Source organism: Bradyrhizobium sp. 44, from assembly GCF_023073095.1.
Taxonomy (GTDB): Bacteria; Pseudomonadota; Alphaproteobacteria; order Rhizobiales; family Xanthobacteraceae; genus Bradyrhizobium.
In genome coordinates this window covers 985,193-1,011,223 of the sequence record NZ_JADPIY010000029.1, presented here as the reverse complement: position 1 = coordinate 1,011,223, position 26,031 = coordinate 985,193, and the positions used below count along the sequence as shown (strand labels likewise).

29 protein-coding genes are annotated in these 26,031 nt (G+C 63.7%); 13 read left to right on the top strand and 16 right to left on the bottom strand.

The window, feature by feature from the left end:
* The first annotated feature begins 11 nt into the window (after positions 1-11).
* Entirely contained in the window at positions 12-1,232 is a 1,221-nt protein-coding gene (locus IVB41_RS30765) for an ABC transporter substrate-binding protein (RefSeq protein ID WP_247437963.1), read from the top strand.
* A 121-nt stretch (positions 1,233-1,353) separates the two neighbouring features.
* Here the strand turns inward: IVB41_RS30765 and IVB41_RS30760 are convergent, their stop codons facing one another.
* Both IVB41_RS30760 and IVB41_RS30755 read right to left on the bottom strand, forming a co-directional pair.
* Entirely contained in the window at positions 1,354-1,845 is a 492-nt protein-coding gene (locus IVB41_RS30760) for an SRPBCC family protein (RefSeq protein ID WP_247286963.1), read from the bottom strand.
* Between the two features lie 2 nt (positions 1,846-1,847).
* Positions 1,848-2,252, bottom strand: a complete 405-nt coding sequence (locus IVB41_RS30755; RefSeq protein WP_247286965.1) for a helix-turn-helix transcriptional regulator — start codon at positions 2,250-2,252, stop codon at positions 1,848-1,850.
* Between the two features lie 381 nt (positions 2,253-2,633).
* Here IVB41_RS30755 and IVB41_RS30750 point away from each other — a divergent pair, with 381 nt between their 5' ends.
* Positions 2,634-3,689 carry a serine hydrolase gene (locus tag IVB41_RS30750; protein ID WP_247287428.1) on the top strand — a complete coding sequence of 352 codons (1,056 nt, stop codon included), beginning with the start codon at positions 2,634-2,636 and terminating at the stop codon, positions 3,687-3,689.
* 71 nt (positions 3,690-3,760) lie between these two features.
* Here the strand turns inward: IVB41_RS30750 and IVB41_RS30745 are convergent, their stop codons facing one another.
* Both IVB41_RS30745 and IVB41_RS30740 read right to left on the bottom strand, forming a co-directional pair.
* The gene (locus IVB41_RS30745; RefSeq protein ID WP_247437962.1) at positions 3,761-4,582 is read right to left on the bottom strand and encodes an outer membrane protein; all 822 of its coding nucleotides are present in this window, start codon (positions 4,580-4,582) and stop codon (positions 3,761-3,763) included.
* A gap of 271 nt (positions 4,583-4,853) precedes the next feature.
* Complete coding sequence (locus tag IVB41_RS30740) at positions 4,854-5,558, bottom strand: SDR family oxidoreductase (protein ID WP_247438253.1); 705 nt, start codon at positions 5,556-5,558, stop codon at positions 4,854-4,856.
* Positions 5,559-5,680: 122 nt separating this feature from the next.
* On the opposite strand from IVB41_RS30740, the gene IVB41_RS30735 reads away from it, so the two are divergent.
* Positions 5,681-6,523, top strand: a complete 843-nt coding sequence (locus IVB41_RS30735) for a GNAT family N-acetyltransferase (protein ID WP_027567426.1) — start codon at positions 5,681-5,683, stop codon at positions 6,521-6,523.
* Position 6,524: 1 nt separating this feature from the next.
* On the opposite strand, the gene IVB41_RS30730 is transcribed toward IVB41_RS30735, so the two are convergent.
* The gene (locus tag IVB41_RS30730) at positions 6,525-6,965 is read right to left on the bottom strand and encodes a hypothetical protein (RefSeq protein WP_027567427.1); all 441 of its coding nucleotides are present in this window, start codon (positions 6,963-6,965) and stop codon (positions 6,525-6,527) included.
* A gap of 280 nt (positions 6,966-7,245) precedes the next feature.
* Here IVB41_RS30730 and IVB41_RS30725 point away from each other — a divergent pair, with 280 nt between their 5' ends.
* Positions 7,246-7,530: a hypothetical protein gene (locus IVB41_RS30725; RefSeq protein ID WP_027567428.1), complete on the top strand. Its 285-nt coding sequence runs from the start codon at positions 7,246-7,248 to the stop codon at positions 7,528-7,530.
* 53 nt (positions 7,531-7,583) lie between these two features.
* Here the strand turns inward: IVB41_RS30725 and IVB41_RS30720 are convergent, their stop codons facing one another.
* The 6 genes from IVB41_RS30720 to IVB41_RS30695 all read right to left on the bottom strand — a co-directional run bounded on the left by IVB41_RS30720 (position 7,584) and on the right by IVB41_RS30695 (position 10,541).
* Entirely contained in the window at positions 7,584-7,874 is a 291-nt protein-coding gene (locus tag IVB41_RS30720; protein ID WP_247437961.1) for a hypothetical protein, read from the bottom strand.
* Between the two features lie 20 nt (positions 7,875-7,894).
* Positions 7,895-8,317, bottom strand: coding sequence for a curlin (locus IVB41_RS30715; protein WP_407062507.1), 423 nt, complete (start codon positions 8,315-8,317; stop codon positions 7,895-7,897).
* Between the two features lie 75 nt (positions 8,318-8,392).
* Complete coding sequence (locus tag IVB41_RS30710) at positions 8,393-8,770, bottom strand: curlin (RefSeq protein WP_247286970.1); 378 nt, start codon at positions 8,768-8,770, stop codon at positions 8,393-8,395.
* A 32-nt stretch (positions 8,771-8,802) separates the two neighbouring features.
* Positions 8,803-9,195 (bottom strand): curlin, encoded by a 393-nt coding sequence (locus IVB41_RS30705; protein ID WP_247437957.1) that lies wholly within the window; start codon positions 9,193-9,195, stop codon positions 8,803-8,805.
* Positions 9,196-9,314: 119 nt separating this feature from the next.
* The gene (locus IVB41_RS30700; protein ID WP_247437955.1) at positions 9,315-9,716 is read right to left on the bottom strand and encodes a curlin subunit CsgB; all 402 of its coding nucleotides are present in this window, start codon (positions 9,714-9,716) and stop codon (positions 9,315-9,317) included.
* Positions 9,717-9,881: 165 nt separating this feature from the next.
* Positions 9,882-10,541, bottom strand: a complete 660-nt coding sequence (locus IVB41_RS30695) for a response regulator transcription factor (protein WP_027567434.1) — start codon at positions 10,539-10,541, stop codon at positions 9,882-9,884.
* Between the two features lie 597 nt (positions 10,542-11,138).
* Here IVB41_RS30695 and IVB41_RS30690 point away from each other — a divergent pair.
* The 5 genes from IVB41_RS30690 (at position 11,139) to IVB41_RS30670 (ending at position 17,690) form a co-directional block, all read left to right on the top strand.
* A complete protein-coding gene (locus tag IVB41_RS30690; protein WP_247437953.1) occupies positions 11,139-12,566 on the top strand; it encodes an efflux RND transporter periplasmic adaptor subunit in 1,428 nt (475 codons plus the stop codon).
* A complete protein-coding gene (locus IVB41_RS30685) occupies positions 12,563-13,288 on the top strand; it encodes an ABC transporter ATP-binding protein (RefSeq protein WP_247437951.1) in 726 nt (241 codons plus the stop codon). Before IVB41_RS30690 ends, IVB41_RS30685 begins: the two co-directional genes overlap by 4 nt.
* Positions 13,285-14,508, top strand: a complete 1,224-nt coding sequence (locus IVB41_RS30680; RefSeq protein ID WP_247437949.1) for an ABC transporter permease — start codon at positions 13,285-13,287, stop codon at positions 14,506-14,508. The genes IVB41_RS30685 and IVB41_RS30680 overlap by 4 nt, the downstream gene beginning before the upstream one ends.
* Before the next feature lie 48 nt (positions 14,509-14,556).
* On the top strand, positions 14,557-14,874 hold the full coding sequence (locus IVB41_RS30675) for a response regulator transcription factor (protein WP_247437942.1): 318 nt from the start codon (positions 14,557-14,559) through the stop codon (positions 14,872-14,874).
* A gap of 950 nt (positions 14,875-15,824) precedes the next feature.
* Positions 15,825-17,690, top strand: coding sequence for an alkaline phosphatase family protein (locus tag IVB41_RS30670; protein ID WP_247437941.1), 1,866 nt, complete (start codon positions 15,825-15,827; stop codon positions 17,688-17,690).
* A gap of 40 nt (positions 17,691-17,730) precedes the next feature.
* On the opposite strand, the gene IVB41_RS30665 is transcribed toward IVB41_RS30670, so the two are convergent.
* Positions 17,731-18,303 carry a hypothetical protein gene (locus tag IVB41_RS30665; protein ID WP_027567439.1) on the bottom strand — a complete coding sequence of 191 codons (573 nt, stop codon included), beginning with the start codon at positions 18,301-18,303 and terminating at the stop codon, positions 17,731-17,733.
* Positions 18,304-18,695: 392 nt separating this feature from the next.
* On the opposite strand from IVB41_RS30665, the gene IVB41_RS30660 reads away from it, so the two are divergent.
* Positions 18,696-19,355 (top strand): peroxiredoxin, encoded by a 660-nt coding sequence (locus IVB41_RS30660; protein WP_007603114.1) that lies wholly within the window; start codon positions 18,696-18,698, stop codon positions 19,353-19,355.
* A 56-nt stretch (positions 19,356-19,411) separates the two neighbouring features.
* On the opposite strand, the gene IVB41_RS30655 is transcribed toward IVB41_RS30660, so the two are convergent.
* Positions 19,412-21,142 carry a methyl-accepting chemotaxis protein gene (locus IVB41_RS30655; protein ID WP_027567441.1) on the bottom strand — a complete coding sequence of 577 codons (1,731 nt, stop codon included), beginning with the start codon at positions 21,140-21,142 and terminating at the stop codon, positions 19,412-19,414.
* A 193-nt stretch (positions 21,143-21,335) separates the two neighbouring features.
* On the opposite strand from IVB41_RS30655, the gene IVB41_RS30650 reads away from it, so the two are divergent.
* Positions 21,336-22,739, top strand: a complete 1,404-nt coding sequence (locus IVB41_RS30650) for a deoxyribodipyrimidine photo-lyase (protein ID WP_247438251.1) — start codon at positions 21,336-21,338, stop codon at positions 22,737-22,739.
* 66 nt (positions 22,740-22,805) lie between these two features.
* Positions 22,806-23,123: a hypothetical protein gene (locus IVB41_RS30645; protein WP_247437938.1), complete on the top strand. Its 318-nt coding sequence runs from the start codon at positions 22,806-22,808 to the stop codon at positions 23,121-23,123.
* 56 nt (positions 23,124-23,179) lie between these two features.
* Here the strand turns inward: IVB41_RS30645 and IVB41_RS30640 are convergent, their stop codons facing one another.
* The 3 genes from IVB41_RS30640 to IVB41_RS30630 form a co-directional block, all read right to left on the bottom strand.
* The gene (locus IVB41_RS30640; RefSeq protein ID WP_247361827.1) at positions 23,180-23,923 is read right to left on the bottom strand and encodes a hypothetical protein; all 744 of its coding nucleotides are present in this window, start codon (positions 23,921-23,923) and stop codon (positions 23,180-23,182) included.
* Between the two features lie 97 nt (positions 23,924-24,020).
* Entirely contained in the window at positions 24,021-24,893 is an 873-nt protein-coding gene (locus IVB41_RS30635) for a DMT family transporter (RefSeq protein WP_247361829.1), read from the bottom strand.
* Positions 24,894-24,994: 101 nt separating this feature from the next.
* The gene (locus tag IVB41_RS30630) at positions 24,995-25,441 is read right to left on the bottom strand and encodes a hypothetical protein (protein ID WP_007603109.1); all 447 of its coding nucleotides are present in this window, start codon (positions 25,439-25,441) and stop codon (positions 24,995-24,997) included.
* A 301-nt stretch (positions 25,442-25,742) separates the two neighbouring features.
* Here IVB41_RS30630 and IVB41_RS30625 point away from each other — a divergent pair, with 301 nt between their 5' ends.
* Complete coding sequence (locus IVB41_RS30625) at positions 25,743-26,006, top strand: hypothetical protein (protein WP_247286983.1); 264 nt, start codon at positions 25,743-25,745, stop codon at positions 26,004-26,006.
* Positions 26,007-26,031 lie beyond the last annotated feature (25 nt).

The following is a 26,031-nucleotide window of genomic DNA, read 5'->3' as shown; positions in this document are numbered from 1 at the left end:
GGGGAATGGGAATGAAAAAACTACTTCTCAAACATGTCGCGGCAGCCGCGATCGCTCTCGCGCTATCGATCCCGGGAGCACAGGCGCAGAAGAAATACGATCCCGGCGCTTCCGACACCGAGATCAAGGTCGGCCAGACCGTCCCGCTCAGCGGGCCGGCCTCGGCCTATGCCGTCATCGGCAAGACCCAGGCCGCCTACATGAAGATGATCAACGACCAGGGCGGCGTCAACGGCCGCAAGATCAATCTGATCCAGTATGACGATGCCTATTCGCCTCCGAAGACGGTTGAGCAGACCCGCAAGCTGGTCGAAAGCGACGAGGTGCTGCTGACCTTCCAGATCATCGGCACGGCGCCGAATGTCGCCGTGCAAAAATATCTTAACGCCAAGAAGGTCCCGCAGCTCTTCGCGGCAACGGGCGCGGCGCGTTTCACCGATCCGAAGAACTTCCCCTGGACCATGGGCTTCAACCCCTCCTACCTCGTCGAAGGCCGGATCTACGCGCAATATATTCTGAAGAACCATCCGAACGCCAAGGTCGGCGTGCTCTATCAGAACGACGATCTCGGCAAGGACTACCTCGCCGGCTTCAAAGCAGGTCTCGGTGACAAGTCGAAGATGATCGTCGCCGAGACGTCCTACGAGATCACCGAGCCGACCATCGATTCGCAGATCCTGCGGTTGAAGGATGCAGGTGCCGACGTGCTGTTCAGCGCCACGACGCCGAAACAGGCCGCGCAGGCGATCAAGAAGGTTGCCGAGATCGGCTGGAAGCCGCTGCACATCATCGACATCAACGCCTCCTCGGTCAGCGCGGTGCTGAAACCCGCCGGACTCGACAACGCCAAGGGCGTCGTCAGCGTCGGTTATGTCAAGGATTCGGCCGACCCCGAATGGAAGGACGATCCCGGCATGAAGCGATATCTCGCCTTCATGGCCAAATACTACCCGGAGGGCGACAGGGATTCGAACCTGAACGTATACGGCTATATCACCGCGCAGCTGCTGGTGCAGGTGCTGAAGCAATGCGGCGACGATCTCACGCGCGAGAACGTGATGCGCCAGGCCGCCAGTCTGAACAACATCACACTCGACCTGACGCTGCCGGGCATCTCGGTGACGACGACGCCGACCGACTACCGCGTCAACAAACAGTTCCAGATGGTGCAGTTCGACGGCCAGCGCTGGCAGAAACTCGGCGACATCGTCACGGACGAGGCGAAGGAATGAAGCGCCCCTCATCCTGAGGGGCGCGCGCCTTGAAGAATGAAGGCCTCACCGATGGTCCTCGTGCTTCGAGGCGGCCGCTCCGCGGCCTCCTCGGCATGAAGGAGGAAGGTGGCTGCTCGCCCTATCTCTTCATCCCGCCCACATAGGCCGCGAGCTTGTCGAGCGTCTGGTAGCCGTATTCGACGGCACCGAAGCTGATCATGCCGTCGCGCTGCGCCGTGCTCGACGCCAGCTGCCGCATCATCAGAACCGTCTTGCCGTTGCTCTGTTCGGCGAAGGTGACGGTGAAACGGAACATTCCGGGATCCTCGTCCTGGTCGTCGCCGTGATCCATCTCCAACAGCGACGGTCGCTCGATGCGGCGGAAGCGCATGCGGTTCGGGTAGACCGTGCCGTCGGGGCCGATCATGTTGAAGCGCCAGACGCCGCCAACCCGCACGTCGATCTCGAAGGTATCGAGCTTGAAACCCTTCGGCCCGAACCATTGTGGCAGGTGCTTTGGGTCGGACCACGCTTCGAACACCAGATCGCGCGGCGCGTCGATCACGCGCGACATCACGATCTCGCGGTCGAGCGACCATTGCGACAGGGCGGGATTGGCAGAATTCGTCATCGTCAGGAACCTTTCCGTTTGGTTGTCTTGCCGGTCGTCTTGTTACTTGTCTTGGACGGCCGCTTGGCAGCGGCCCTGTCTTTCTTCAGCTTCATCACATAGGCTTCGAAGCGATCAAGCCGCGCCTCCCAGATCGCGCGCTGATGCTGGAACCAGTCCTCCGCAGTGAGGAGCGCGTCAGGACTGAGGCGGCAAGAGCGCACGCGCCCCGATTTCTCCGACAGGATGAGACCGCTCATCTCCAGCACGTGGATGTGTTTCATGAAGCTCGGCAGCGCCATCTCGAAGGGACCGGCAAGCTCGCCGACCGACGCCTCACCTGCGCAGAGCCGCATCACGATCGCCCGCCGGGTGGGATCGGCAAGGGCCGCGAAAACCTGATCGAGTTGGGATAATTGGTTAGCCATGAGGCTAACTATAGCACTGTCGCCATCCGGCGTCAACATTGTTAGCCAATTAGCTAAGTTAATTTTGCCGACTGGTAGCCTGGATGAAGCGAAGCGTAATCGAGGACCGCTCGCTCGGCTGCGGCACTTTCCCGGATTGCGCTTCGCTCCATCCAGGCTACGGACTGTCGCAAGGCTCCGCAGACGGAACCCACCACGCGCGATCGTGAATAGGGGGGCACGGTCCTTCCCGCTACAAGAGACCGGGGGCGCATCGAATCCTGCGCCAGAGCCGTGCCGTCTGTTGTCACCTCATCGTACCTCACCCGACGGGCGCTGGCCCGGGCTGCGCTCGTTCCGCTCGCGCTTGCCTGGCCGCGCGGCGCCGCCGCGGATTCCGACATGATCGCGCAGATGCGCGACATCGTCGCGAACGAGCTGGCGCCGACCGCAACGCCGGACCAGCCGGGCGGTCTGGCCGCCGCGCTTTATGCCGGCAACCATGTCGAGTTCTTCAACTACGGCTTTGCCGACGACGCCACGCGAAGGCCGGTCACGCCGGACACGCTGTTCAACCTCGGTTCCCTGCGCAAGCCGTTTGAGGCGACACTGGTCGCGCTCGGCACCCTCCGCGGCGAGCTGCGGCTCGACGATCGTCTGGTGAAATATCTCCCGGAGCTCACCGGCGACTATATCCGCCGCGTCACCGTCGGCGAGCTCGTCACGCACACCTCAGGCATGCTGCTGCCGACCGACCATCCGCCCTGGCCGAGCGACACTTTTTCCCGCGCGCAGCTCATCGAGATGTTCAACAGCTGGAGACCGCAAGCCGGCGAAGCGCCCGGCAAGCAGCGCATCTACAGCCACGCCGGCTACGTCCTGCTTCAGCTCGTGCTCGAGCGCTGTTGCGGCGCTCCGATATCGACCCTGCTCGAACAACGCATCCTCAGGCCGATCGGCATGAATGCGACCTCCGTGCCCGAACGCGGCGAAGACAGCCGTGCCGTCATGGACGAGGCCTGGATGCAGCGCGCGGTCCAGGGCTATTCGGATCAGGGTATGGCGATCGGCCCCATCGGCAACCAGCAGAGCTATTTTGATTTCCCCGGCACGGGCCAGATGTTTTCCTCGCCGCGGGATCTCTCGATCTTCGTTGCCGCCTGCGTCGACGGCCGATCGATCGATCCGCATTTGCGCGAGGCATTGCGGATGACACAGCACGAGATTTTCCGCGTCGACGAGAAGTTCGGACAGGGAATGGCCTGGGAGACGGTGCATCTTCCGGGCGTCACCGTCGTCGACAAACCGGGTGGGCTCAACAACGCCTCCGGCTATATCGGCCTCGTGCCCGCACAGCGGATCGGCATCGTGTTGCTGGCCAATCGCGGCGAATACCCGCACGAGATCGCCCGCTACAAGATCCTGCCCGCGCTGGCGAAGCTCATGGGCCCGCACTGAACACATCCCTTAAAACAGAAAGCCCCGGCTGAGCCGGGGCTTTCCACGCCAGATCAGGAACGGGATGAAGCTCAGTACCTGGCGACGACGGGTCCGCCAAACTTGTAGTTCACGCCGACGCGCGCGATGTTCGATTTGAGATCGACCGAATGGGTGAAGACGTTGGCCGGAAACGCGCCGCCAAGCAGATTGGTGCTGGTCACGGTGCTGCGTCCGAGATCGACGTAGAGATATTCTGCCTTGAGCGACCAGCCGCCGCCGACGGCATATTCGGTGCCCACACCTGCGGTCCAGCCGACCCGCGTGTCGCGGATCGCGGCCGACTCGGTCGCGGCGGCGAACGTGTCGGTGAAGCTGAAATTGCCCTTCACCTCGGCGATGGCCGCGCCGCCGGTGGCGTAGAGCAGCCAGGTCGGAGCCGCGAGGAAACCGATGCGGCCGCGGATGGTGGCGAGCCAATCGGCCGAGACCGACGACGACACGGTGAAGCCGGTCGGCGCGCAGCAGGGATAGAGCGCCGAACCCGTCGCACTGCCCTTGAAGCCGAAATAGTTGATGTCACCTTCGAGGCCCAACACGGCGTTGTTGACCTGCCAGTTGTGGCCGGCGGTAAAACCGCCGGTGACGCTGGAGCTGTTGACCCGCTGGGCGCCGACTGCCGCGATCGCAGTAACACTGGTGTCCGCGAAATAGCCGGCGGGAGCGAACGCGGTCGAGGTGGCCGGATCGGCACTGCCCCACTGCCCGCCGACATTGCCGCCGACGTAAAAGCCGGTCCAGTTGTAGGCCGTCGCCATCATCGGCGCCTTGGTGTAGTGCGCTGCGAGGTCGGCCGCCTGCACGGATGCGGAGCCCAAGACAACCGCGGCAACCGCCAGCAAAAACTTCTTCATTCCGGTCTCCTTACCCCACGCGATTGATCTCGCGTTTCGAACGCGCGCGGGCGGAAGTTGTCCGGCGCAGTTCGGGCATAGGCTGCCGGTCCCTCGCCGTCTTGGGCTGCGGCGAAGTTCATAGAGACTGTGACGTAGTGTGAGCCGTGCGGCGCGCGAACGCGTGACGGGTGTGACTCGAGAGCCACGCATCACCCTGCGGCAGCGGCGGGCCACGCACACCACTGTCGCATCGCGACACCCCGCGCGACGCGATTCGAATCCCCGCCTCTCAGACCGAACGCGTCAGTCCGCCGTCAACGCGGATGTTCTGTCCCGTGATGTAGGCCGCGCCGTCGGACGCCAGGAACGAGATCGTCGCGGCGATCTCCTCGACCTTGCCGTAGCGCCGCATCGGCACGCTGTCGCGGCGTGCATCTAGCTCTGGCAGGCTGTCGATCCAGCCCGGCAGCACATTGTTCATGCGGATGTTCTCGGCGGCATGGGTGTCGGTGAAGATCTTGGTGAAGGCGGCAAGGCCGGCGCGGAACACTGCAGAGGTCGGAAACATCGCGCTCGGCTCGAATGCCCAGGCGGTCGAGATGTTGATGATGGCGCCGCCCTTTTGCGTTTGCATGATTGGCATCACCAGCCGGGTCGGACGGATCACGTTGAGCAGATAGGTGTCAAGGCCGGTGTGCCATTGCTCATCGGTGATCTCCGTGATCGGCGCCCGGGGCCCGTGGCCCGCGCTGTTGACGAGCACGTCGATGCGTCCCCATTTGGCCATAGCGCCGTCGACAAGCCGCTTCAGATCGTCGTTCGACTTGTTGGAACCGGTGACCCCCAATCCGCCGAGCTCGGCTGCCAGCGCCTCGCCCTTGCCGGAGGAGGACAGGATCGCGACGCGAAAGCCGTCGGCTGCGAGCCGGCGCGCAGCCCCTGCCCCCATGCCGCTGCCGCCGGCGGTCACGAGTGCGACCTTCTCTGCTGCCATCTCTGCTGCCATGACCGATCATCCTCTATGATATCGTGGAGGCGAGCCGCATGCCCGGCCTATCATGAGGCCTTCTACCGCCGGACCAGGCGGAAGGTCCACCGTCGAAAGCGACTTGAAAGATGAGCGATTTGCAGATCCGCAATTTGCGCCCCGAGGAGATCGCCATCGCTGTCGACTGGGCCGCGGCGGAGGGCTGGAATCCGGGCTTCTCCGACGCCGCCTGTTTCGCGATCCCGGACGCGCGTGGCTTCTTTGTCGGCGAGATCGACGGCGAGCCGGTCGCGACCGTCTCCTGCGTCAACTACGACGATCGCTTCGCATTTCTCGGCTTCTACATCGTGCGATCGGATCATCGCGACAGAGGCCACGGCCTGCGCATCTGGAACGCTGCGATTGCGCATGCGGGCGCTCGCGTGATCGGTCTCGACGGCGTCGTGGCGCAGCAGGACAATTACCGAAAGTCCGGCTTCCAGCTTGCTTACGCCAATATCCGCTATGGCGGCATCGCCGCCGCACCATCGAGGCCGCCCGCCGATGTCGTTGCGCTCGACACGATCCCGTTCGCGCTCGTTGAAGCCAACGATGCAACGGTGTTTCCGGCTCCGCGCAGTGCCTTCCTGCGGGCCTGGATCGGCACGTCAGGACATGTCGGTCGCGCATTGCTGCGCGATGGCAAGCTCGCGGCATGGGGTGTGATCCGGCCGTGCCGGACCGGCCGCAAGATCGGCCCGCTCGTCGCCGACGACCGCGCGGCGGCGGAGGCGATCGTGCAGGCCTTGCTGGCGAGCGCGAACGGCGGCGAGATATTCCTCGACGTCCCCGCCGTCAATCGCGAGGCGATTGCGCTCGCGGAATCGCTCGGGTTGAAGCCGGTGTTCGAGACGGCGCGGATGTACACGGGACCTATCGCGCCGCTGCGGATCGACCGCGTCTTCGGCGTGACCAGTTTCGAGCTGGGCTAGCTCAGTAGCAGCGCATGATGTTCACGGTGTGCTCGCCGCCGCCGCGGCCGGGCACAGTCACCTGCTCCGTCGGACAGCTCGGCACGTAGGGCCGGTCGGACGGCACCACGTTCGGCGGGAAGCGATGTGTCCAATCCCAGGGAACGTCGTACGTATAGGTATAGCGCACGTCGCTGGAAACGGGTTGGGCGGTCTCGGCAAAAGGCTGACCGTAACCTGCATTGTCATAGTAGAACCCGCCGCCGCCTGGCCAGTAGACCCAAGGCGTGTTGCGGCCACGGAACCTGGCGCCCGGCGCAATCGGCGGACGCGCCGCCGGACCGGAAGGCGTGGCGGCATGTCCGACGGTGCCGCCGGGTCGGGCAAAGCTGTCGCTGGGGGCAAGGAGCAGCGCGGCTGCGCTGAGCGAGGCGAGCAACGCCCCAAATGATCTGGACATCATGATACGCACCAACTCGTTTGGCTTCGCGGATAGCGGCTCCCCACGACACGCTAGGCCGGGCTGTCGCCCACCCGCAAACGTATAATTAATTATTGGTTAAGGCACGGAATTAACGGGGAACAGATTGCGGCAAGACGCCCGGGATTCCGGCTGATGTCGCACGTGTTCCGGAAACGGACTTCATAACCAGTTGATCGGAGTTGATCGGTTCGATCGACGACACCCGGAACGCTCCCGCACTGCGGTCGTTGGCTCCCTACACAAGCAAGGAGCATCTCCAATGCAGAATAAGTCGAAACTCCTCTGCCTGATCACGGCTTCACTCGTCGCGGGCACGTCGGCCGCCTCGGCTCAGGGCTATGATTGGAACGGATCGCGCGCGGGATGGGACCGCACCGCCCCGGCCTATCAGCCGGTTCAGCCCCGCGCCTACTATCCGGATGTCGCTGGACCATACGGTGCGCTCAACGGCACCAATCATCCGGCGCCGAGCTCGACGCAGGGCGATGTCGGCCCGGAGGGCAATAACAACGGTACACTGACCGGCGTCTATCGCAGCTGGTAACGCCCGCTCACGATCTGGCCCATCGTCCATCGCGGACGGTGGGCCTTCGTGCGTCAGCGGCCCTGCTGCTTGCGCAGCCAGTCCAGCATATCCTGCGCATTTCCGGTGCCCTGCGTCACGATGGCGGTGTTGCCACCGCTGCGGCGATAGACCGTGGTGCGCCCAGGCTCCTTCTCGATCTTGACCTCGGCCTGCGCCGGATCGCCGCTTTGGGTGATGACGGACGTGCCGTTCTCGTCCTGAACTACGGTCGTGTGGCCGTCACCTGACTCGCCGGCTCCGGCCGGCCCCGCTGCCATTGCCGTCATGATGCTCATTCCTGCTGCAAGAGCGATGAACCTCATATTGCACCTCGCCTTCTCGATCACCGGCTGAACTGAAATATCGACAGCCAGTTGAAGCGCCCGAATTGTCGCACCGTTCCCGTGTTCATGTCTCCGATCTGGAGCAGAAGGGCGTTGGTGGAATTGCCGACCTGGGTGACATCGGCAATGTTGCTCACGCCCGACTGACCGATCGCCAAATTGGTCGTGCCACCCACCTGGATCACGTCGACATAATTTCGCGTGCCGTTCTGGATGATCGTCGCATCGACCGTTCCCGTGCCACCGATCTGGATGACACGCGCGATATTGATGCGGCTGTTCTCTTCGATCGTGACCGGCTGGACATTGTTGCCGAACTGCACGATCGTTTCGATGCTCACGTTTCGGTTCGTTACGCCGCGCTGGACGGATCCGGCGGATACCTCGGACGCGACGCTGACGGCGGCGAGCAATGCCGCCACTACCAGGAGCACTCTACCGCATTTCATCGCCCTGCCCCCATTAGATTTCCGACGGACGCTGAGGTCGCGACCGGCTCAATGGCTATTCTGGACAACAGTCGCCGAGTTGAACGCACCGAACTGGGACAGGAAACTGCTGGTGGACTGGCCGGCCTGGCCGACAAACGCGACATTGTTCACGCCCGCCTGCCCGACCGATGCCGATGTCGTCCCGCCGAATTGCAGGATTCCGGTCGCGTTGTTCGTGCCGTTTTGAGTGACGGTCGCGCTGGTGCTGCCGCCGATCATGAACACGCCCGCCATGTTGAGCTGGCTGTTCTGGTTCAGCACGACCGGCGGGCCGCCGAGCGATACGATGGTCTTGATGTCGGCGGTCTGCGCACCGGCCGATCCGGCGCCCACGCAACACAAGGTGAGAAATGCGCCACAGGCGGCGCCTGAAAAATGCCTCATGACATGCCTCGCGACTGAAAATTGATTTGCGATCAAGGAGTCTGCTGCAAAATTGTCGAGCCGTTCAGGATTCCGAGCTGTCCGACGGCCGCCGCGTTGTTCGCGCCGATCTGGCCGATCAGGCTCGAATTAAAGCCACCGGCCTGGCCGAGTAACGCGGTGTTGGACGCCGTCGCGGTGGTGCCGCCCTGCCCGATCACCGAAGTGTTGACGGTAAGGAGCGAACCCGTCTGCAACGTGGTCGCAGTATTGGTGGCGCCGAATTGCATCGTGGTGGCGCTGTTGTTGGTGCCGCCACTCTGCGAGATGAAGGAGCTGTTGGTGGTGCCGAATTGCAGCACGCTGGCCGAGTTGCCGGCCTGGGCATCGAGGGCGGTCAGCAAGCTGAACGCGACGATCGTGGCAACGAGATATTTTTGATGCATGACATTTCCTCCGCGAAAGTCGGCGGACAAGCTCTCACCGAGTCGTCCGGCCCGAGGCGGTGCTTTCAAGGATGGCGCGGACGCGCCGCAGTTGACGCGTCCGGCCAAACGGGGCTGGCTTAGTGCGCCGTCTGCGAGACGGTGCTTCCGTTGACGCCGAACACGCTGAGCTGTCCGACGGCGGCGGCGTTGTTCTGGAGCGGGGCAGGCCCGAACGAGTTCTGAGTGATCGCGCTGCCGTTGTTGCCGAACGCCACCTGGCCGGTCGTCGCCGAGTTCTGCACGCCGATCTGGTTGACCGTGCTGCCGTTGTTGAGCGAGGCCGCGCTGGTGCCCTGCATCGTGGTCGCGCTGTTGATGATGCCGAGCTGGCTGGTCGACGAACTGTCGTTGGTGAGGCCCTGCTGCGAGACGCTGGAACCGTTCACGACGCCCACTTGCACGGTGGTCGAGGTGTTGGCGGCCTGCGCGGCGGAGGACAGGGCGAGCACGGCAACGGAAGCAAAAAACAATTTGCGCATGGAATATCCTTTCTGGCTAAGATCTCTGACTGGGTTCGGATGCCGTCTTGGAGGAGGCCGACATCGCAGGACAGACTTTGAACCGATCGTGCTGCGTGCGACAGACTGCAGTTCATGCTAATCGGTACGGACTAGACGTTGCGCGGCGCCTTAGGTGTCCGCGCACTAGCTGTACGGTTGTCCCGTGCCGGTTCGTGTTGTCTCGTCTTCGCGTCCCATGCTGTCGACCAACCGCACCACCTCGATCGGCGAACGAAGCTCCAGCTTTCGCATCATCCTGGTGCGATGGACCTTGGCCGTCACTTCGCTCACGCCGAGTCTCGCGGCGATCTGCTTGGCAACGAGACCTTCGGCCATCAACAGCATGATCTCGCGCTCCCTCGCCGTCAGCGTCTCGACGCGCTGGCGCGCTTCGCGCACGCTATCTTCGCGTTCGAGCCGCCTGCGGTCGCGCTCGATGCCGTGCCTGATCGCGTCGAGGATCTCCTGCTCGCGAAAGGGTTTTGGAAGAAACTCGACTGCGCCGCGCTTCATCGCCTCGACCGAGACGCGGACGTCGGAATGGCCACTGATGAAGACGATCGGGATCAGCACGCCCGTCTCGGCGAGCCGGCGCTGAAGCTCGAGGCCGGTCGGCGCGGTGCCGGGAAAGCGGACGTCGAGCACGAGGCATGAAGGCCCGCCGGAAATAATCTCCCCGAGAAACTCGTCGGTCGATGCAAACAATTTTACCTGATGCCCGGTCTCCTCGCAGAGACTTCCTATCGCGGTTCGAATCTGGATCTCGTCGTCAATGACATAAACTGTAGCTTGACCTGAACTCATGGCAACGGGCTCCCCGGCTTGGGACTCGATGAACAAGCAACGAGCCATCCATTCTTCTTGCAAGCGAGATCAAGGTGCTTGGATGAATTCGCGGGGATCGAGCGAGTCGCTCCGGTCCGCCGCTTCGACGTCTTAGGGCCAACACCCGTTCAAGACGAGTGAAGGCGTTCACATATCGGGTTTCGTGATTGGGGGGATTCGCCCTGGCGACCTGCGGCATCATGGCGATGCGCGATATCGACAATGCGACGATCTGGCGTCGGAACTTCGGTATCGCCGACTGCGTCATGGCGTCGCCACCCACGTGCCGACTTGAACGCCGGGCGCTGGCCGCTTCGGCCAGAGCAGACGGGACGTTCAGTCAGCTTGTCGAGTTCGATACCGCGCGCGTCATATCGATACGCTCCGTATGCATTTCCGGCAAGTCACGAAAGATAGCACCCCGCAGACTTTACTTCTGGATCATCAAGCGCGCCCGACCGTCGCCCCGGCAGCGGCGACACACTGACGATCGACTGCGTTTTCTGAGATTTACAACCATAGCGCGATCTTTGTCCGTGCCGCCAACGATGCCATTTCAAGAGGCGGGGTTTTGATATGCGATTTGTGCCAGTTATTGCCTTGCTCGGAACTGCATGTGGCCTCGTCACGGTCTACGCCGCGGGGCCGGCCGTCATCGGCGACGTGGCCGGGGCCGCGACGGAGAAAGCGGCCCGCGCCTACGAATCGACCCAACGGCTGCTCAAACCTGTCGGGCCCGAAGCACGAAGCTTCGGATCGGACGCCCCCGTGTTCCGCTATGCCTCAATCCAGCGCGGCAGCATCGAGCAGACCATCACCGTCACCGGCGCCCTGCAGCCGGTCAAGACGATCGAGGTGGGTTCCCAGTTATCCGGGCAGCTCGCCCGGGTCTATGTCGATTTCAACGACACTGTCAGCAAGGATCAACCGCTCGCCCTGATCGATCCGCGCAGCTTTGCGGCCAAGGTCGATGAAGCCAGGGCGGCGGTGGCGGTGGCGAACTCCTTCGTCGACATCGAGCGGGCCAAGCTCGACCGCGCCAGGATCGATCTGCAAAATGCCAGAGGCAGCAGAGACGTCCTCGTGGCTAAGCTCGACAGCGCGCAGGCGGTCAAGGCGTCGGCGCAGAAGACCTTGCAGCGCAAGCTGGCTCTACAGTCACAAAACGTCGTGGCGATAACGGCGGTGGATGACGCCCAGACGGAGTTCACCGCGAGGCTTGCCCAAGAGCGCGAAGCCGAAGTCCTCATGTCCCTGAACGCCTACTCAGTCGACGGCGCGCAGGCCGATATCCGCCGGATCGAGGCGGAATTGCAGCAGGCACGAATGGCCGTGCCGGAGAAGGCGGCCGTTCTCGCTGCGGCCCAGGCCGATCTCGACCGCACCGTGATCCGCTCGCCGATCGATGGCGTCGTCGTCGGCAGGTTCGTCAACGAGGGCCAGACGCTCGCGGTCGGACTGGAATCGCGGACCACGTTCGTGGTCGCGCACCGGCTGGAGGACATGGAAATCCACGCGCAGGTCGACGAAGCCGATATCGGGCGCGTCGCGCCCGATCAGCGCGCCCATTTCACGGTGGATGCCTACCCGGACCGCCGCTTCGAGGCGGTGGTGCGGCAGGTGCGCAAGGCACCGCAGAACCAGCAGCACGTCGTGACCTACACCGTCGTCCTGGCGACCTCCAATCTCGACGGCGCGTTGCTGCCCGGCATGACGGCCCTGGTGAAGATCGTGATCGAGCGGCAGGACGACGTGCTGAAAGTGCCGCTTGCCGCGTTGCGCTTCCAGCCCTCCGGCACGCAGCCGGATGCCGCGGCGCGCAGCGGGGTGTGGGCACGCACCGCAAGCGGCTCGCTCCGGCGCATTCCCGTCACCGTCGGCGCGGCCGGCACCGAACAGGTCGCGCTCAGGAGCGGAGACCTCGTCGAGGGCAGCCAGGTCGCTGTGGGTCAGGCCATCCGGCCGGCCGGCATGGAGTTTCTCGGCATCAGGTTCGGATCATGACGGCCCACCCGCCCCTCATCAGCCTGCAGTCGGTCTCCAGGACCTATCGCGCCGACGGAGTGGCGGTGGCTGCGGTGCGCAACGTCAGCTTCGACATCGAGCGAGGCGAGATCGTCGCGGTGATGGGACCGTCCGGCTCGGGAAAATCGACGCTGATGAACATGCTAGGGCTGCTCGACCTGCCGAGCGAGGGCGCGCTCTATCTCGAGGGAACCGACGTTGCCGATCTCTCGGAAGACCACCGGTCGTCCCTGCGCGCCCGCAGCATCGGCTTCGTATTCCAGTCCTACAATCTGCTCGCGCGCCACAATGCGATCGAGAACGTCGCGCTGCCGCTGGTCTATTGCGGCATCGGCCGCAAGGAACGTCTGGCCCGCGCCGAGCAGAGCCTGGAGGCCGTCGGCATGGTGCACCGGGCCCACCACTTCCCGCGGCAGCTCTCGGGCGGCGAGCAGCAGCGCGTCGCGATCGCGCGCGCCCTGATCGCCTCTCCGCTGATCGTGCTCGCCGACGAGCCGACCGGCGCGCTCGACAGCCGTACCGGCGCCGAGATACTGGCCCTGTTCGCCGCGCTCAACCGCACCGGTCAGACCATCGTGATGATCACGCATGATCCCGGCATCGCGACCCAGTGCCGGCGCACGATCCGCCTGCATGACGGCGAGCTCGTCGCTGACGAAACGCTGGTCCCGATCCTGCCGAAACGAAGCGCTGCGCCATGACGATGCTCCAGGGCTTCCAGATCGCGTTGCACGCCTTGCGCCTCAATCCGTTGCGCAGCATCCTCACCATGCTGGGCATCGTGATCGGCGTCGCCTCCATCGTGACCGTGTTTGCGATCGGGTCCGGCGCGCAGCTTCGGCTCCAGGAGCAGATCCGCTCGATCGGCGCCAACGTGCTGATGATCAACCCCGGCGCGGTCTACCAGGGCGGCGTACGTCTCAAGGATGGCAGCAAGCTCACCATGACCGAGAGTGACGTGCAGGCGATCCTCGAGCAGATCCCCGAGATCCAGGCTGCGGCCGGCTCGATTGCAGGAACGGCCCAAATCATTCACGAGAGCAAGAACTGGAACACGACCATCAACGGGACGACGACCGGGCACTTCATGGTGCGCGACTGGCAGCTTGCGACCGGGCGCTATTTTTCCGGAAGCGAGGAGGCAGGCGCCGGCAAGGTCGTGATCCTCGGCAGCACGGTGGCGCATGAGCTGTTCGCGCCCGGCGAGGACCCGATCGGCGCCCAGATCAGGATCATGAAGGTGCCGCTCGAAGTGGTCGGTGTTCTCGATCGCAAGGGACCAGCGCAGGACGACGTCGCCTTCGTGCCGCTCACCACGGCCAAGTTGCGCTTCCTCGGCAGCGCAAGCAACATCAACCGGGATTCGGTCGCCTACATCATCGCCAAGGTGGCCGCCGACGGAAAGATGGCGGGCGCGCGAACGGAGATCGAAAACCTGCTGCGGCAGCGCCACCGTATTCCCGCCGGCCAGGAGGACGACTTCAAGGTCCAGGATCCGGCCGCCGCCATGGAAGCGCAGCAGGGAGCGATCCGCACCGTTGCGCTCCTGCTCGTCGCCATCGCCTCGGTCTCGCTGCTCGTTGGCGGCATCAGCATCATGAACGTCATGATCGTGTCGGTTACCGAGCGCACGCGTGAGATCGGAATCCGCCGCGCGCTTGGCGGGCGGATGCGGGACATCCGTCTTCAGTTTCTCTGCGAGGCCCTCGTGCTCTGCCTGCTCGGCGGCGCGATCGGCGTCGGTGCCGGCGTCACGCTCTCGATGACGGTCGCTCGCATGGCGGGATGGATCACCTCGATCGACGGCCAGGCGATCGGCCTTGCCCTCGCCTTCTCGATCGCGACCGGCCTGATCTTCGGTTTTTATCCCGCCCACAAGGCATCCAAGCTCAGCCCGATCGAGGCACTCAAGACGGAGTGAGAACATGCTGGGGTGTTCGCATCGACCAAAGGCCACGGAGGAGCAGTCATGAGTCCGGATCCGAAACATTCGATCACGCCGACACCGCGCGAGCGGGACCTGATGATGCTGATCGCACGCGGGATGCAGAACAAGAACATCGCGTACGAGCTCAAGATCTCGGAGAACACGGTGCGGGCGCATATCGGCAACATCATGCGCAAATACCGCCTCCAGAACCGGACCCAGATCGCGATCATCTTCGCCCTGCAGGCGGCGCCGCCATCGCTTCGCCGCAACCTGGCCAATGGCGGCCGCAATTCGGCGACGGCAGCGCCGACCAAGGCGGTCGCGCAGAATACGCCGGTGCCGACGGCGCCGGATTGAACGCTCCGGCCACAATTCCTTGCGTCGTTTCAGACGAAACACCCAAGTCCGGGGTCAACGGAACGGTGGCAAAATATTTCTCTTTATTAGAATTCGGATTTTTGTTAGACATTTCTCACTCCGGCCCAAGGAAGAGGGGCGTATCGCGATCGTCACGAACGCGGGCCGGACGGCGGTGGACGTTAGTCACATCGGCGCGAACGGCTTCGCAGGGCGGGTAACCGTGAGTGAAGGCCTCGCGCACACGACCGGTGTGATCGGCGTACGGCAAAATCGTGTGGTCCTGGCGCCCGGGGTCTGTGCGCCAAGCGTTGCGGTGATGTGGTGGCTCAACCGGGCCCGCGCATCAGCCATCCGCAAGGCGACGGGGGCAATAGTGCATCGCTCCCCGGGGAGAGCACGACATAAGTCGTAAAACCACTGCGCAGGGAAAGGTCGGATGTTTTGGCTTCACCTGTATGCCGCTGTGCAATCTTTACGACAATCTCGCACAGTGGACCGCGGGTGCCAGCCGGCACCCGGTCTTCCCTGCGCCCTCTTTCAATTGAGGGTGAGGCATCGAGGCAAAGCTCGGGCAAAACAAGCCGCGAGAGGGCGAAGGTGTGTCTGCCACTCGGATGCGAATCGAAGCGCGACGCTGCCAGCCACTCACTCCGTCATTGCGAGCGCAGCGAAGCAATCCAGTCTGCCGCCGCGGAAAGATTCTGGATTGCTTCGCTACGCTCGCAATGACAATGCTGAAGCAGCTGCCCGCCAAAATTCCTATCTCGTGCCCCGGACGCTGCGCAACGCCTCTTGGCCGTGCGCTGCAGCGCGTCCGGGACACGGGGACCGTCCCTGCCCTTCTTTACATGCCGCTCCGCTCTTGTAACAAAACCGTCATGCAGCGAAACTAAACGAAGCCGGGGGCCGCGGTTGGCGGCCAAGCCGCCTCGCAGGGAGAGATTTTGATGCGCCGTTCATTGGTGTTGCTGTCAGCCGGACTGACAGTGTTGTCCGCCGGACTTTCGACCGGACCTGCCTCCGCAGAGAACAACACGCCCCGCAACCTGATCCTGTTCATTCCGGACGGTCTGCGGGCGCTGAAGGTAACACCCGAGACCGCCCCGGCAATGGCCGAAATCCGCGACAAGGGCGTCAATTTCAAGAATTCGCACTCGCTATTCCCGACCTTCACCATGGCCAACGGCTCGGCGATGTCGACCGGCCATTATCTCGGCGACACCGGCGTGTTCTCCAACACGATCTGGACCAACTACACCTCGGTGCCCGCCGGCGACACCGTCGTCCCCTTCATCGAGAACGACGCCGTGCTCGGCGACATCGACGAGCATTTCAAGGGCGACTATCTCAACGAAGACACGATCCTGAAGCTGGCCCGCGACAAGGGCTACAGCACCGCCGCGCTCGGCAAGCATGGTCCGACCTATCAGTTCGACCACACCGACAAGCCCGAAAAGGCCGGCCTGCATTCGGTCGTGTTCGACGACGCCACAGGCGGCAAGAACGGCGTGGCGCTGTCGGACGAGATCAAGGCCGCTCTCACCAAGGCAGGCCTGCCCCTCGCCACGCCGCCGCGCGGCGACAACTCCAAGGCGGGCGATGCCAAGACGCCCGGCACCACGGCGGCCAACGTTGCGCAGCAGGCCTATTTCGCCGACGTCGCGGCCAAGGTCGTGCTGCCGATGTTCAAGGCGCGCAACAAGCCGTTCGTGCTGGTGTTCTGGTCGCGCGACCCCGACGGCAGTCAGCACAACACCGGCGACAGCCTCAACCAGATCATGCCCGGCATCAACGGGCCGACCTCGATGGCCGGCATCAAGAATGCCGACAACAATCTCGCCCAGCTCCGCAAGGCGCTGGACGAGCTCGGCCTTGCCGCAAACACCAACATCATGGTCCAAGCCGACCACGGCTTCTCGACCATCTCCAAGGAAAGCAAGACCAGCCCCTCGGCCAAGGTCAGCTATGACGACACGCCGAAGGACTTTTTGCCGATGGGCTTTCTGGCGCTCGACCTTGCCAAGGCGCTCGACCTGCCGCTGTTCGATCCCAACGACAAGAACGCCAAGGTCGAGGGCAACAAGCACCCCAAGGCCGGCAACGGCGTGCTCGGCAAGGATCCGGAAAAGCCCGATCTCATCGTCGCCACCAATGGCGGCTCCGACCTGATCTATTTGCCGAACAAGGACAAGAAGCTGGCGGCCAAGACCGTCAAGGTGCTGCTCGAGCAGGATTACGTCTCCGGCCTGTTCGTCGACGACTCGCTCGGCCGCTTCCCCGGCACGCTGCCGCTGTCGAGCGTCAACCTGCGCGGCAAGGCGGCGACGCCGACGCCGGCGATCGTCGTCAACTTCCGCTCCTATGCCAGCGATTGCGGCGAGGCGCCGACCAACTGCTCGGTGCACGTCGCCGACACCGTGCTGCGCCAGGGCCAGGGCATGCATGGCAGCTTCAGCCGCGGCGACACCATGAACTTCATGGCCGCGATCGGTCCGGACTTCAAAACCGGCTATGTCAGCGATATCCCGGTCAGCAATGCCGACGTCGGCATGACGGCCGCCCAGCTCCTCGGCCTGCGCGCATCGCAGAACGGCGGCCTCGTCGGCCGCGTGATATCGGAGGCCATGCCCAACGGCATCGTGCCGAAGGCGTACAAGGGGGTCGAGAAGTCGAAGAAGTCAGAGAACGGCCTTCAGACCGTGCTGAACTTCCAGCGCGTCGGTAGCCAGCGCTATTTCGACACTGCCGGTTTCCCGGGCCGCACGCTCGGCCTCGAGTTGGACACCGGCAAACAAAAAACGGCGGGGAAATAACCCCGCCGTTCAAATGCGTCCTCGTGAGAGGCGCAGAATTTTACATGCCGATGTCGAACACGTTCGGCAATTGGCCCGCCAGAGGCAGCGCGGTGGCGCCCAGGAAGGTCGCCACCATCGCCATCAGGCGACGGTTGTTCTGGCGCTTGCCGCGCATCTGGCCGGCGATCCACTCGAGCATTTCGCTGTTGACCTTGGAGGCATAGGACGGCGCCCACCCCTCGATATCGGACTCGGCCGACAGCGCGAGGCTACGCGGCGGCACCTTCAAGCCGGAGGCGCTCGCCGCATAATGGGCGACCGCCTTGGCCAGCAAATCGTCGAACCGGCCGCCATCGGTGCGCTCGGTCGCAGCTTCGTTGATCTCGAACAGCGCTTCGGCTTCAGCACGGCTGACCGGCTGGTCGTTGACGGCCGAGGCGGTGAGAATGCGGACGCACCAGGCAGTGTCATCGGCATCGAGCGAGCGGGAGAAGTGCACCCTTCCCTTGGTGGTCGGGCCTTCGCCCGTGATCACGCCGTCGCGCACGATAGTCAGTGCATGGGCCGAGGTATCGCGGCAGGACGGTTCGAGGGACGGCGACTCAACAGACTTATGCGCAGCGGCAGACATAGTTCACTTCCAGATTTCTTCTGATCGGCCAGCATTTTCATGCCGGCGTAAAGGGGTGGTTAATGATTCGGTACGGGGATCGCGACTTTTCGAGATAGTTGCCAATTGGTCGCTGTCAGGACCATTTTGGTTCTGGGAAGCGACGGGCGAGGGTGATGGAAGTCATAAAAGGCTTTCTCGGGGCAATCACGCCCGTATAGCCCCGGTGGAGATGTTTCGCCGCAGGCGCCGCTGTAACAAAAAGGTGCTAGGAAATCAGGCCTTCAAAGAAGGAATTCACATTTTACTTGAAGCGGTTCAGTTAGCGTTCACTTGGGATCGCGAAGACCTTATAATGGTCATGACGGTCAAAGATGAATTCTCAAGTAAATTCAATAGCATGAGGTAGAACCATGACACTTCCGATCGGCGCCACCGCCCCCGATTTCGAAGCCGAGACCACCGAAGGGAAGATCAAGTTCCACGACTGGATCGGCAATAGCTGGGCGCTGCTGTTCTCGCACCCGAAGGACTTCACGCCGGTTTGCACAACCGAACTCGGCGCGCTCGCCAAGCTGAAGCCGGAATTCGACAAGCGCGGCGTCAAGCTGATGGGCCTCTCGGTGGATCCGGTCGATCGCCACGCCAAATGGTCGGAGGACATCAAGGAGACGCAAGGCGCGGCTCCGAACTATCCGATGATCGGCGACACCGATTACAACGTCTCCAAGCTGTACGGCATGCTGCCGGCCGCGATCTCGGGCGATCCCCTCACCCGCACCGCCGCTGACAACCAGACCGTCCGCAACGTCTTCATCATCGGGCCGGACAAGAAGATCAAGCTGGTGCTGGTCTATCCGATGACGACGGGCCGGAACTTCCAGGAGATCCTCCGCGTCATCGACTCGCTCCAGCTCACCGCCAAGCATCGCGTCGCGACCCCGGCCGACTGGTCGCAGGGCGACGACGTCATCATCGCGGGCTCGGTCTCCAATGACGAGGCCAAGACGATCTACCCGCAGGGCTGGAAGGAGCCGAAGCCCTACATCCGGATCGTGCCGCAGCCGAAATAACCCAACTGTCATTCCGGGCGATGCGTCAGCATCACCCGGGATGACGATGTCAGCTCTTACGCCGCGCGCACGCGTTCGAGAAAGCCCTCGACCTCGGCCTTCAGATGCAGGCTCTCGCCCGACAACGCTTGGGCGGAGGCAAACATCCGGCTGGACGTCTCACCGGTCTCGTTCGCACCCTCGGCGGCCTGACGGACGTTGACGGCGACATCGGCCGTGCCCGATACCGCCGCGCGAACGCTGGCGACGATGTTTTGGGTCGCGCTCTTCTGCTGCTCGACCGCCGCCGAGATCGAGCCCGCGATGCCGCTGATGCGCTCGATGGTCTGGCTGATCGCCTTGATGGCGACAACCGATTCCTCGGTCGCAAGCTGCATGCTGGCGATCTGGTTCGAGATCTCGTCGGTCGCCTTGGCGGTTTGGCCGGCGAGCGTCTTGACCTCCTGGGCCACCACCGCAAAGCCGCGGCCGGCATCGCCCGCGCGCGCGGCCTCGATGGTCGCGTTCAGCGCCAGCAGATTGGTCTGCTCGGCGATCGAGGTGATCAGTTTGACGACATCGCCGATGCGCGCGCCTGCCTCGGAGAGCTGCGCGATGCGCTGATCGGTCGCCTCGGCCTGCCGCACGGCCTCGGCGGAAATGACGTTCGATTCCTGCACCCGCCGGGTGATTTCAGAGATCGATTGAGACAGCTCGTCCGAGGCCGAGGCCGCCGAACGCACGTGCTCGGAGGCGTTTTCGGAAGCTCCGGCCGAGCGCGCCGACAGATCGGCGGTGGAGCGCGCGGTGTCGGTAAGCTGCCGCGCCGTCCGCTCGAATTCCCCTGACGATGTCAGCACCTTGTCGAGAATGCCGCCGACACCGCCACGGAACTCCTCGACGAAATTGCGCAACTCGGATTTGCGCTGCTCGGCGGCTGCGGCCGAAGCCGCCGCCTGCTCGCTGCGCATCCGCGCCCGCTCCTGCGAATTGCTCCTGAACACCGCGACCGTGCGGGCGATCTCGCCGATCTCGTCGGCGCGATTTTCGCAATCGATCTCGACGTCGCTCTGGCCTTCGGCGAGCGCCGTCAGCGAGCGGGTGACCGAGGTGAGCGGCTTGGTGACACGGCGGACGACCAGCAAGGTCAGGACCAGCACCAGCAACGCGGCGAGGCCGGCGGCAGCCGCCATGCTTTCGATCGTCTGGGCCAGCATGCTCTCGAACTGGGCCATCGGGATGCCGACATAGAGGATGCCGGCGACCTTGCCGCTGGCGTCGGCGACCGGGAAATAGGCGGTCATGAAGGACTTGCCGAACAGGGTGGCCGGGCCCTTGTAGGCCTCGCCACGACGCAGCAGCGCCTGCGCCGGGTGATCGGCGGCAAGCTGGGTCCCGACGGCACGGTCGCCATTTTCCTTCTTCACGTTGGTCGAGCGCCGCACGAACTGCCCGCTCGCATCGTCGAACACGAACAGGGTCGCGTTGCCGCCGACATAGGACACCGCGCGATCGACGATGGCGTGATCCTTGAAGTCCGGCATCTTGGGAATCTCGGCGCGCGCGACCGCGCCATCCCGCATCGTGATCTTCGCATCGGGAACGATTTCGGCAAAGGCCAGAGCCAACGTGCGCAAACTCACCTCGATGTCGCGGAGCGCGCGATCATTGAAAGCGGAGCTGAGCGACCAATAGCCGGCGCCGACCACGAGCGCCGTATTCATAGCGATCAGCAGCACGGCGCACAGGAGCGCCTTGGTGCCAAGCTTGAATTGCGGCAGAAACTTCGCCGTTGCTCGTCCGTACATGAATGAAATTACCTCCGTAATTCCTGCATATTCGTGCAATCGGCTTACGGTCACATTAACGGCGGTTCCAATCGCCACCCCGCGACATGCTTTCCAAATCGTTAACGAGGACACCCTGACCACGCCCAGAACTGCGCCAAGGATCACGCCAAGTGCTCCGCCCATCATCGTCTGGTTTCGAGACGACCTCCGCCTGTCCGACCACCCCGCCCTCCACGCTGCCGCCAAGGCCGCTGCGACGACCGGGGCGCCGGTGATCTGCCTCTATGTGCTGGACGACGCGGCCGGGCGAGCGCCGGGCGCCGCGGCGCGCTGGTGGCTGGCGCAGTCGCTGCGGGCGCTCGGCGCCGACATTGCCTCCCGCGGCGGATCGTTGATCCTGCGCAAAGGGCCGGCGGCCAGGGTGATCGCGGAGGTGGCGCGTGAGAGCGGAGCGCGTTCAGTCTACTGGAACGGGATCGCACAGGCGCCGCATCAGGCGATCGAGCGGCAGCACGAAGCGGCACTGGCAAAGATCGGCGTGGACTCGCAAAGTTTCCCGGGCGACTTGCTCGTTCCGCCCGCGGCGATCCGCAACAAGGAAGGCCGCGCCCTGCGCGTGTTCACACCATTCTGGCGGCGCGTGCTGGCGCTCGGCGATCCGCCGAAGCCCCTGCCGGCACCGAAGGAGCTGCGTCCTGCGCCGACGATCGCCAGCGACGCGCTGGAGGCCTGGAAGCTCGAGCCGCGCAAGCCCGATTGGGCCGGCGGCCTGCGCGAGACATGGACCCCCGGCGAAGCCTCCGCCCGCGCCCGCCTGCGCAATTTCCTCAAGCATACTGCACAAGGCTATGTCGGCGATCGCGACCGCCCGGACCGCGAGGGCACCTCACATCTGTCACCGCATTTGAGGTTCGGCGAACTCAGCCCGCGCCAGGTCTGGCACGCCGCGCGGTTCGCCGCGGCGGAGAACCCTGCGATCGGACCCGGTGTCGACAAGTTCCTGAGCGAGCTTGGCTGGCGTGAGTTCTGCCGGCACCTGCTCCACGACCACCCCAACCTTGCCACCAAAAACCTGCAAGCGAATTTCGACGGCTTCCCATGGAAGCCCGACGCCAAGGCGCTCGCCGCCTGGCAGCGCGGACGCACCGGCTATCCCATCGTTGACGCCGGCCTACGCGAGCTCTGGCACACCGGCGTGATGCACAACCGGGTGCGAATGGTGGTCGCCTCATTTCTGGTCAAGCACCTCCTGATCGACTGGCGCGACGGCGAAAGCTGGTTCTGGGACACGCTGGTCGATGCGGATGCCGGCAGCAATCCCGCCAACTGGCAGTGGGTCGCCGGCTGCGGCGCCGACGCGGCGCCCTATTTCCGCGTGTTCAATCCGGTGCTCCAGGGCGAGAAATTCGACCCGGATGGAGCCTATGTCCGGCGCTGGGTGTCCGAGCTAAAGGACGTGCCGGCCAAGTTGATCCACAAGCCCTGGGAGGCCACGCCGATCGAGCTTGCGAGCGCCGGCGTCACGCTCGGCAAGACCTATCCGCAGCCGATCGTCGATCATGCCAAGGGACGAGAGCGCGCGCTCGCCGCCTACGCCAAGATCCGCAAAGGTTGAGCGTTGCTTTGACACAATTATGAAACGCGCTATCGTCATCGCTCCATGCAAACCGTGGGGGACACTATGGACGACGACAAGCCGATCACCGAACTTGCGATGGACACGATCACCGCCGCCGTGGAAGCGACCAAGGACGCAGCTGTCACTGCGGTGAAGAAGGTCAGGAAGGCCGCCAAGAAGGCTGCGAAGAAAGTAGCGCCGAAGAAGGCTTCCAAGAAGAAAGCCAAGAAGGCTGCGAAGAAAACTTCGAAGAAGGCCACCAAGAAGGCTTCGAAGAAAGCTGCAAAGAAGTCGTCGAAGAAGGCCGCCAAGAAAACGGCAAAGAAGACTGCCAAGAAGGCGACCAAGTCGAAAAAGAAGGCCAAGAAGGCCAAGCGCTGATCCCAACGCCGAGGTCTCCGGGGGCGGACGCGCCCGGAGACGGCTCCAGCGATGCCCTACCCTCGCCGCTTGGCTGCACGCCGGCCCGGGTGATGCTCGCCCTGCGGATCGCGGAATTCGCTGCGATGACCGCGCCGGTCCTCGGCGTTGAAGCGCCGCCGTTTCTCGGGCGAGCCGAACGCCTTGATCACCTTCCTGCCGTTGACCTTCTTGATGACGTAGCCGCCCTCGGTCATCGAGAACGGCTCTTTCAGCGTTCCCTTGTGGTCGAACTTGGTGCCCCGGGGATGCTTGAACGGTTCGAACCAGGACGGATAGACGAAGTTCGACATCTCGAAGCCGGCGACGAAGAAGGTGTCCTCTTCCACGGCGTCACAGACCTCATAGGCGTATTGGGTGTTCGGGTTTTTGTCGGCCCAGAGATTGGCCATGGGATCGAGCACCATCTCGAACAGCTCGTGCGAGGCCGCCACGCTGACCGGCTCGTCGCCCAGCGCCTTGACGAAGATCTTTGAGATCGGCTGGCGGCGATGCGTCAGCTCATGGCGGCCGAGCATGTTCTTGTGGGAGGCCTCGTCAAAATAGACCAGCTGCCACTCGCCCGGCTTCGGCTTTTCGCTGACATAGAGGTCGACCGGATAGCCCCACACCGGCAGGAAGTGCTTGTCGTAGCATTTCTGGAGCGCCGCTGTGAGCCTGGCCATCTTGCGGCCGCTGATCGTCGGCTCCGCGTAGTTGATGCAGGCAATCCGGACCGGCTTCAGGGACCTGCCAAGCAACGCGCGTCTCGCCTTCTTCATGGAAATCACCTGTGAAAGGGCCACTGAAATGCGCCGACCCTAGCACGATCTTGCCGCGCACGTCAGGGATGTATTCCGGCGGCCCGGCCCGCCGGTCCTAGAAGCGTCGGTTGACCACGAACACCGCAGCCGCGCACATCACCATGCCGGCGATCGCCAGCGCATCGAGCTTTTCTCCAAACAGCAGATAAGCCATCAGCGCCGTCACGGCGGGCACCAGATAGAACAGGCTTGCAACAGAAGTGGCGGCGGCATGGCGGATCAGCCAGTACAGCAGCCCGATCGACCCGATCGAGAGCGCCACGGCGAGCCAGGCCAGCGCCAGCATGAACTCGCGCGTCCAGTGCACCACGCGGTCCTCGAACAGGAAGGCACCGATCGCGAAGAAGATCGTGACGGAGACGTACTGCACGAGATTGCCGGCGCGCCAGTCGATGTGGTTGCAATAGCGGCGCTGATAGAGCGTGCCGAGCGTGATGCTGATCAGCGAAACGACGGAGGCGAGCCAGCCGAGCCCGGCTTCGCCGGTCATGGGACGGCCGTGCAGGATCAGCACGACGCCGCCGAGGCCAAGGACGAGCCCCGCCCATTGCACCGGCGTCACCTTCTCCCCGAGCCAGCGGTTGGCGATGGTCGAGGTCAGGATCGGCTGAAGGCCCGGAATGAGCGCGGAGAGCCCGGCCGGAATCGAGTGCGCGATCGCGATTGCGGTGCCGCCGAGATAGAAGCCATGGACGAGAATGCCCGCGACGGCGCTGTGCGCGATACCGATACGGTCCGGCCATTTCGGTCGCGCAATCGCGACGATGATCGCCATCAGACCGACCACGAACGCCATGCGGATGGCGAGGTAGGTCAAGGGATCGGCATTGTTGACGACGTATTTGGTGCCGATGAAGCCCGTGCTCCAGAGCAGGACGAACAGGATCGGCGCGGCGCGGGCGGTCAGGGCTTCTTGATTATGATTCATTGCCGCCTCATTGCCCCACCGGGGGCCAATGCGGCAATGCGAATTTCGGCCAATTTCGTCCGGACGATGCTGCGCTGCGACGGACCGGACGGCTCAGCCGCTCACCATTCGTCCGGACAGGGATCGATGATCTTCCAGAGCTCGACGCCGTTCTTGATCTTTTTCATGTCGGTGGTGAGCCCGCCATTGCGGCGGATCCAGTCCTTCACCGTGTCGGGGTAATAGGCCATCAGGTCGGACGTCCCCTCCGCGCTGGTGACCTTGATGCCGAAGGTGAAGGCCTTGTCGTAGTAGGCTTGGTGGAAGCCGAGGCTGGCGCGCGGCGTCACGCAGATCTTGTTCATCGGCACGATCCCGAGCACCAGGGTGCAGGCCGAATTGCAGATGCCGTCGATAATGACGCGCTCGCCCTTTTCGCGGACGCGCTTGTACTTGGCCTTGTACTCCTCGACATAGCCGCCGTGGTCGCGGGTAATGTGCAGCTCGGCCCGCGCCGGCGTGGCGGCGACGACCGAGAGCAACAGCAGGCTCAGAAGCGTGATGCGCATGGCGAGGTGACGGCGAAAGCCTTCAGGAATGGACCGGCCTCGAAGGACCCCCAAGATGATCCTCGGGCCGGCAACAGGATATTTAACCGAATTCTCTTTGGTCATACTTGTGTGGGGAATTCGTTAAGCATCTCGAAAAGGCCAAAAATGGGCAAGTCCGGACCACAGAACCGGCAATTCTGTCACACCCACCCGGGAATCTGCGGGATTGGCCCCGATTTCCGGGCTGCAGACGGGTGTTCCGGCCGCCCGAACTGGCTATAAACGGCTGACCTATTCGTGCGGGTTCCGGAGATTCGAGATGAGCAAGTTGAAGCTTGTAGCCGCGATTGCTGCCCTGTCGGCCGCAATCCTTGCCCCTGGCCTCGCAGAGGCACGGGGACATCACCGGTACCACCGCTATACCACGAACCCGCTGCCCTACCCGATCAGCTATCTCCACAATTACGGGCCCGGCATCACGCCCGGGACGTTCGCCTTTTACGACGGCCCGTCGACCAACCATTGCTACCAGAGCGCAGCCGCCTATGTCGGCCAGGACCGCCGCCGGCACCCCTGCTACTGAGGGGCGCAGGCGCGTCGCGGGGGCC

Coding starts and splice junctions, on each gene's coding strand:
- IVB41_RS30685 (WP_247437951.1), top strand. CDS start 12,563: ATGACGGCCCACCCGCCCCTCATCAGCCTGCAGTCGGTCTCCAGGACC.
- IVB41_RS30675 (WP_247437942.1), top strand. CDS start 14,557: ATGAGTCCGGATCCGAAACATTCGATCACGCCGACACCGCGCGAGCGG.
- IVB41_RS30625 (WP_247286983.1), top strand. CDS start 25,743: ATGAGCAAGTTGAAGCTTGTAGCCGCGATTGCTGCCCTGTCGGCCGCA.
- IVB41_RS30710 (WP_247286970.1), bottom strand. CDS start 8,770: ATGAGGCATTTTTCAGGCGCCGCCTGTGGCGCATTTCTCACCTTGTGT.
- IVB41_RS30635 (WP_247361829.1), bottom strand. CDS start 24,893: ATGAATCATAATCAAGAAGCCCTGACCGCCCGCGCCGCGCCGATCCTG.
- IVB41_RS30755 (WP_247286965.1), bottom strand. CDS start 2,252: ATGGCTAACCAATTATCCCAACTCGATCAGGTTTTCGCGGCCCTTGCC.
- IVB41_RS30745 (WP_247437962.1), bottom strand. CDS start 4,582: ATGAAGAAGTTTTTGCTGGCGGTTGCCGCGGTTGTCTTGGGCTCCGCA.
- IVB41_RS30700 (WP_247437955.1), bottom strand. CDS start 9,716: ATGCGCAAATTGTTTTTTGCTTCCGTTGCCGTGCTCGCCCTGTCCTCC.
- IVB41_RS30705 (WP_247437957.1), bottom strand. CDS start 9,195: ATGCATCAAAAATATCTCGTTGCCACGATCGTCGCGTTCAGCTTGCTG.
- IVB41_RS30680 (WP_247437949.1), top strand. CDS start 13,285: ATGACGATGCTCCAGGGCTTCCAGATCGCGTTGCACGCCTTGCGCCTC.
- IVB41_RS30730 (WP_027567427.1), bottom strand. CDS start 6,965: ATGATGTCCAGATCATTTGGGGCGTTGCTCGCCTCGCTCAGCGCAGCC.
- IVB41_RS30645 (WP_247437938.1), top strand. CDS start 22,806: ATGGACGACGACAAGCCGATCACCGAACTTGCGATGGACACGATCACC.
- IVB41_RS30695 (WP_027567434.1), bottom strand. CDS start 10,541: ATGAGTTCAGGTCAAGCTACAGTTTATGTCATTGACGACGAGATCCAG.
- IVB41_RS30750 (WP_247287428.1), top strand. CDS start 2,634: ATGATCGCGCAGATGCGCGACATCGTCGCGAACGAGCTGGCGCCGACC.
- IVB41_RS30760 (WP_247286963.1), bottom strand. CDS start 1,845: ATGACGAATTCTGCCAATCCCGCCCTGTCGCAATGGTCGCTCGACCGC.
- IVB41_RS30740 (WP_247438253.1), bottom strand. CDS start 5,558: ATGGCAGCAGAGAAGGTCGCACTCGTGACCGCCGGCGGCAGCGGCATG.
- IVB41_RS30720 (WP_247437961.1), bottom strand. CDS start 7,874: ATGAGGTTCATCGCTCTTGCAGCAGGAATGAGCATCATGACGGCAATG.
- IVB41_RS30665 (WP_027567439.1), bottom strand. CDS start 18,303: ATGTCTGCCGCTGCGCATAAGTCTGTTGAGTCGCCGTCCCTCGAACCG.
- IVB41_RS30630 (WP_007603109.1), bottom strand. CDS start 25,441: ATGCGCATCACGCTTCTGAGCCTGCTGTTGCTCTCGGTCGTCGCCGCC.
- IVB41_RS30765 (WP_247437963.1), top strand. CDS start 12: ATGAAAAAACTACTTCTCAAACATGTCGCGGCAGCCGCGATCGCTCTC.
- IVB41_RS30725 (WP_027567428.1), top strand. CDS start 7,246: ATGCAGAATAAGTCGAAACTCCTCTGCCTGATCACGGCTTCACTCGTC.
- IVB41_RS30670 (WP_247437941.1), top strand. CDS start 15,825: ATGCGCCGTTCATTGGTGTTGCTGTCAGCCGGACTGACAGTGTTGTCC.
- IVB41_RS30735 (WP_027567426.1), top strand. CDS start 5,681: ATGAGCGATTTGCAGATCCGCAATTTGCGCCCCGAGGAGATCGCCATC.
- IVB41_RS30690 (WP_247437953.1), top strand. CDS start 11,139: ATGCGATTTGTGCCAGTTATTGCCTTGCTCGGAACTGCATGTGGCCTC.
- IVB41_RS30655 (WP_027567441.1), bottom strand. CDS start 21,142: ATGTACGGACGAGCAACGGCGAAGTTTCTGCCGCAATTCAAGCTTGGC.
- IVB41_RS30640 (WP_247361827.1), bottom strand. CDS start 23,923: ATGAAGAAGGCGAGACGCGCGTTGCTTGGCAGGTCCCTGAAGCCGGTC.
- IVB41_RS30660 (WP_007603114.1), top strand. CDS start 18,696: ATGACACTTCCGATCGGCGCCACCGCCCCCGATTTCGAAGCCGAGACC.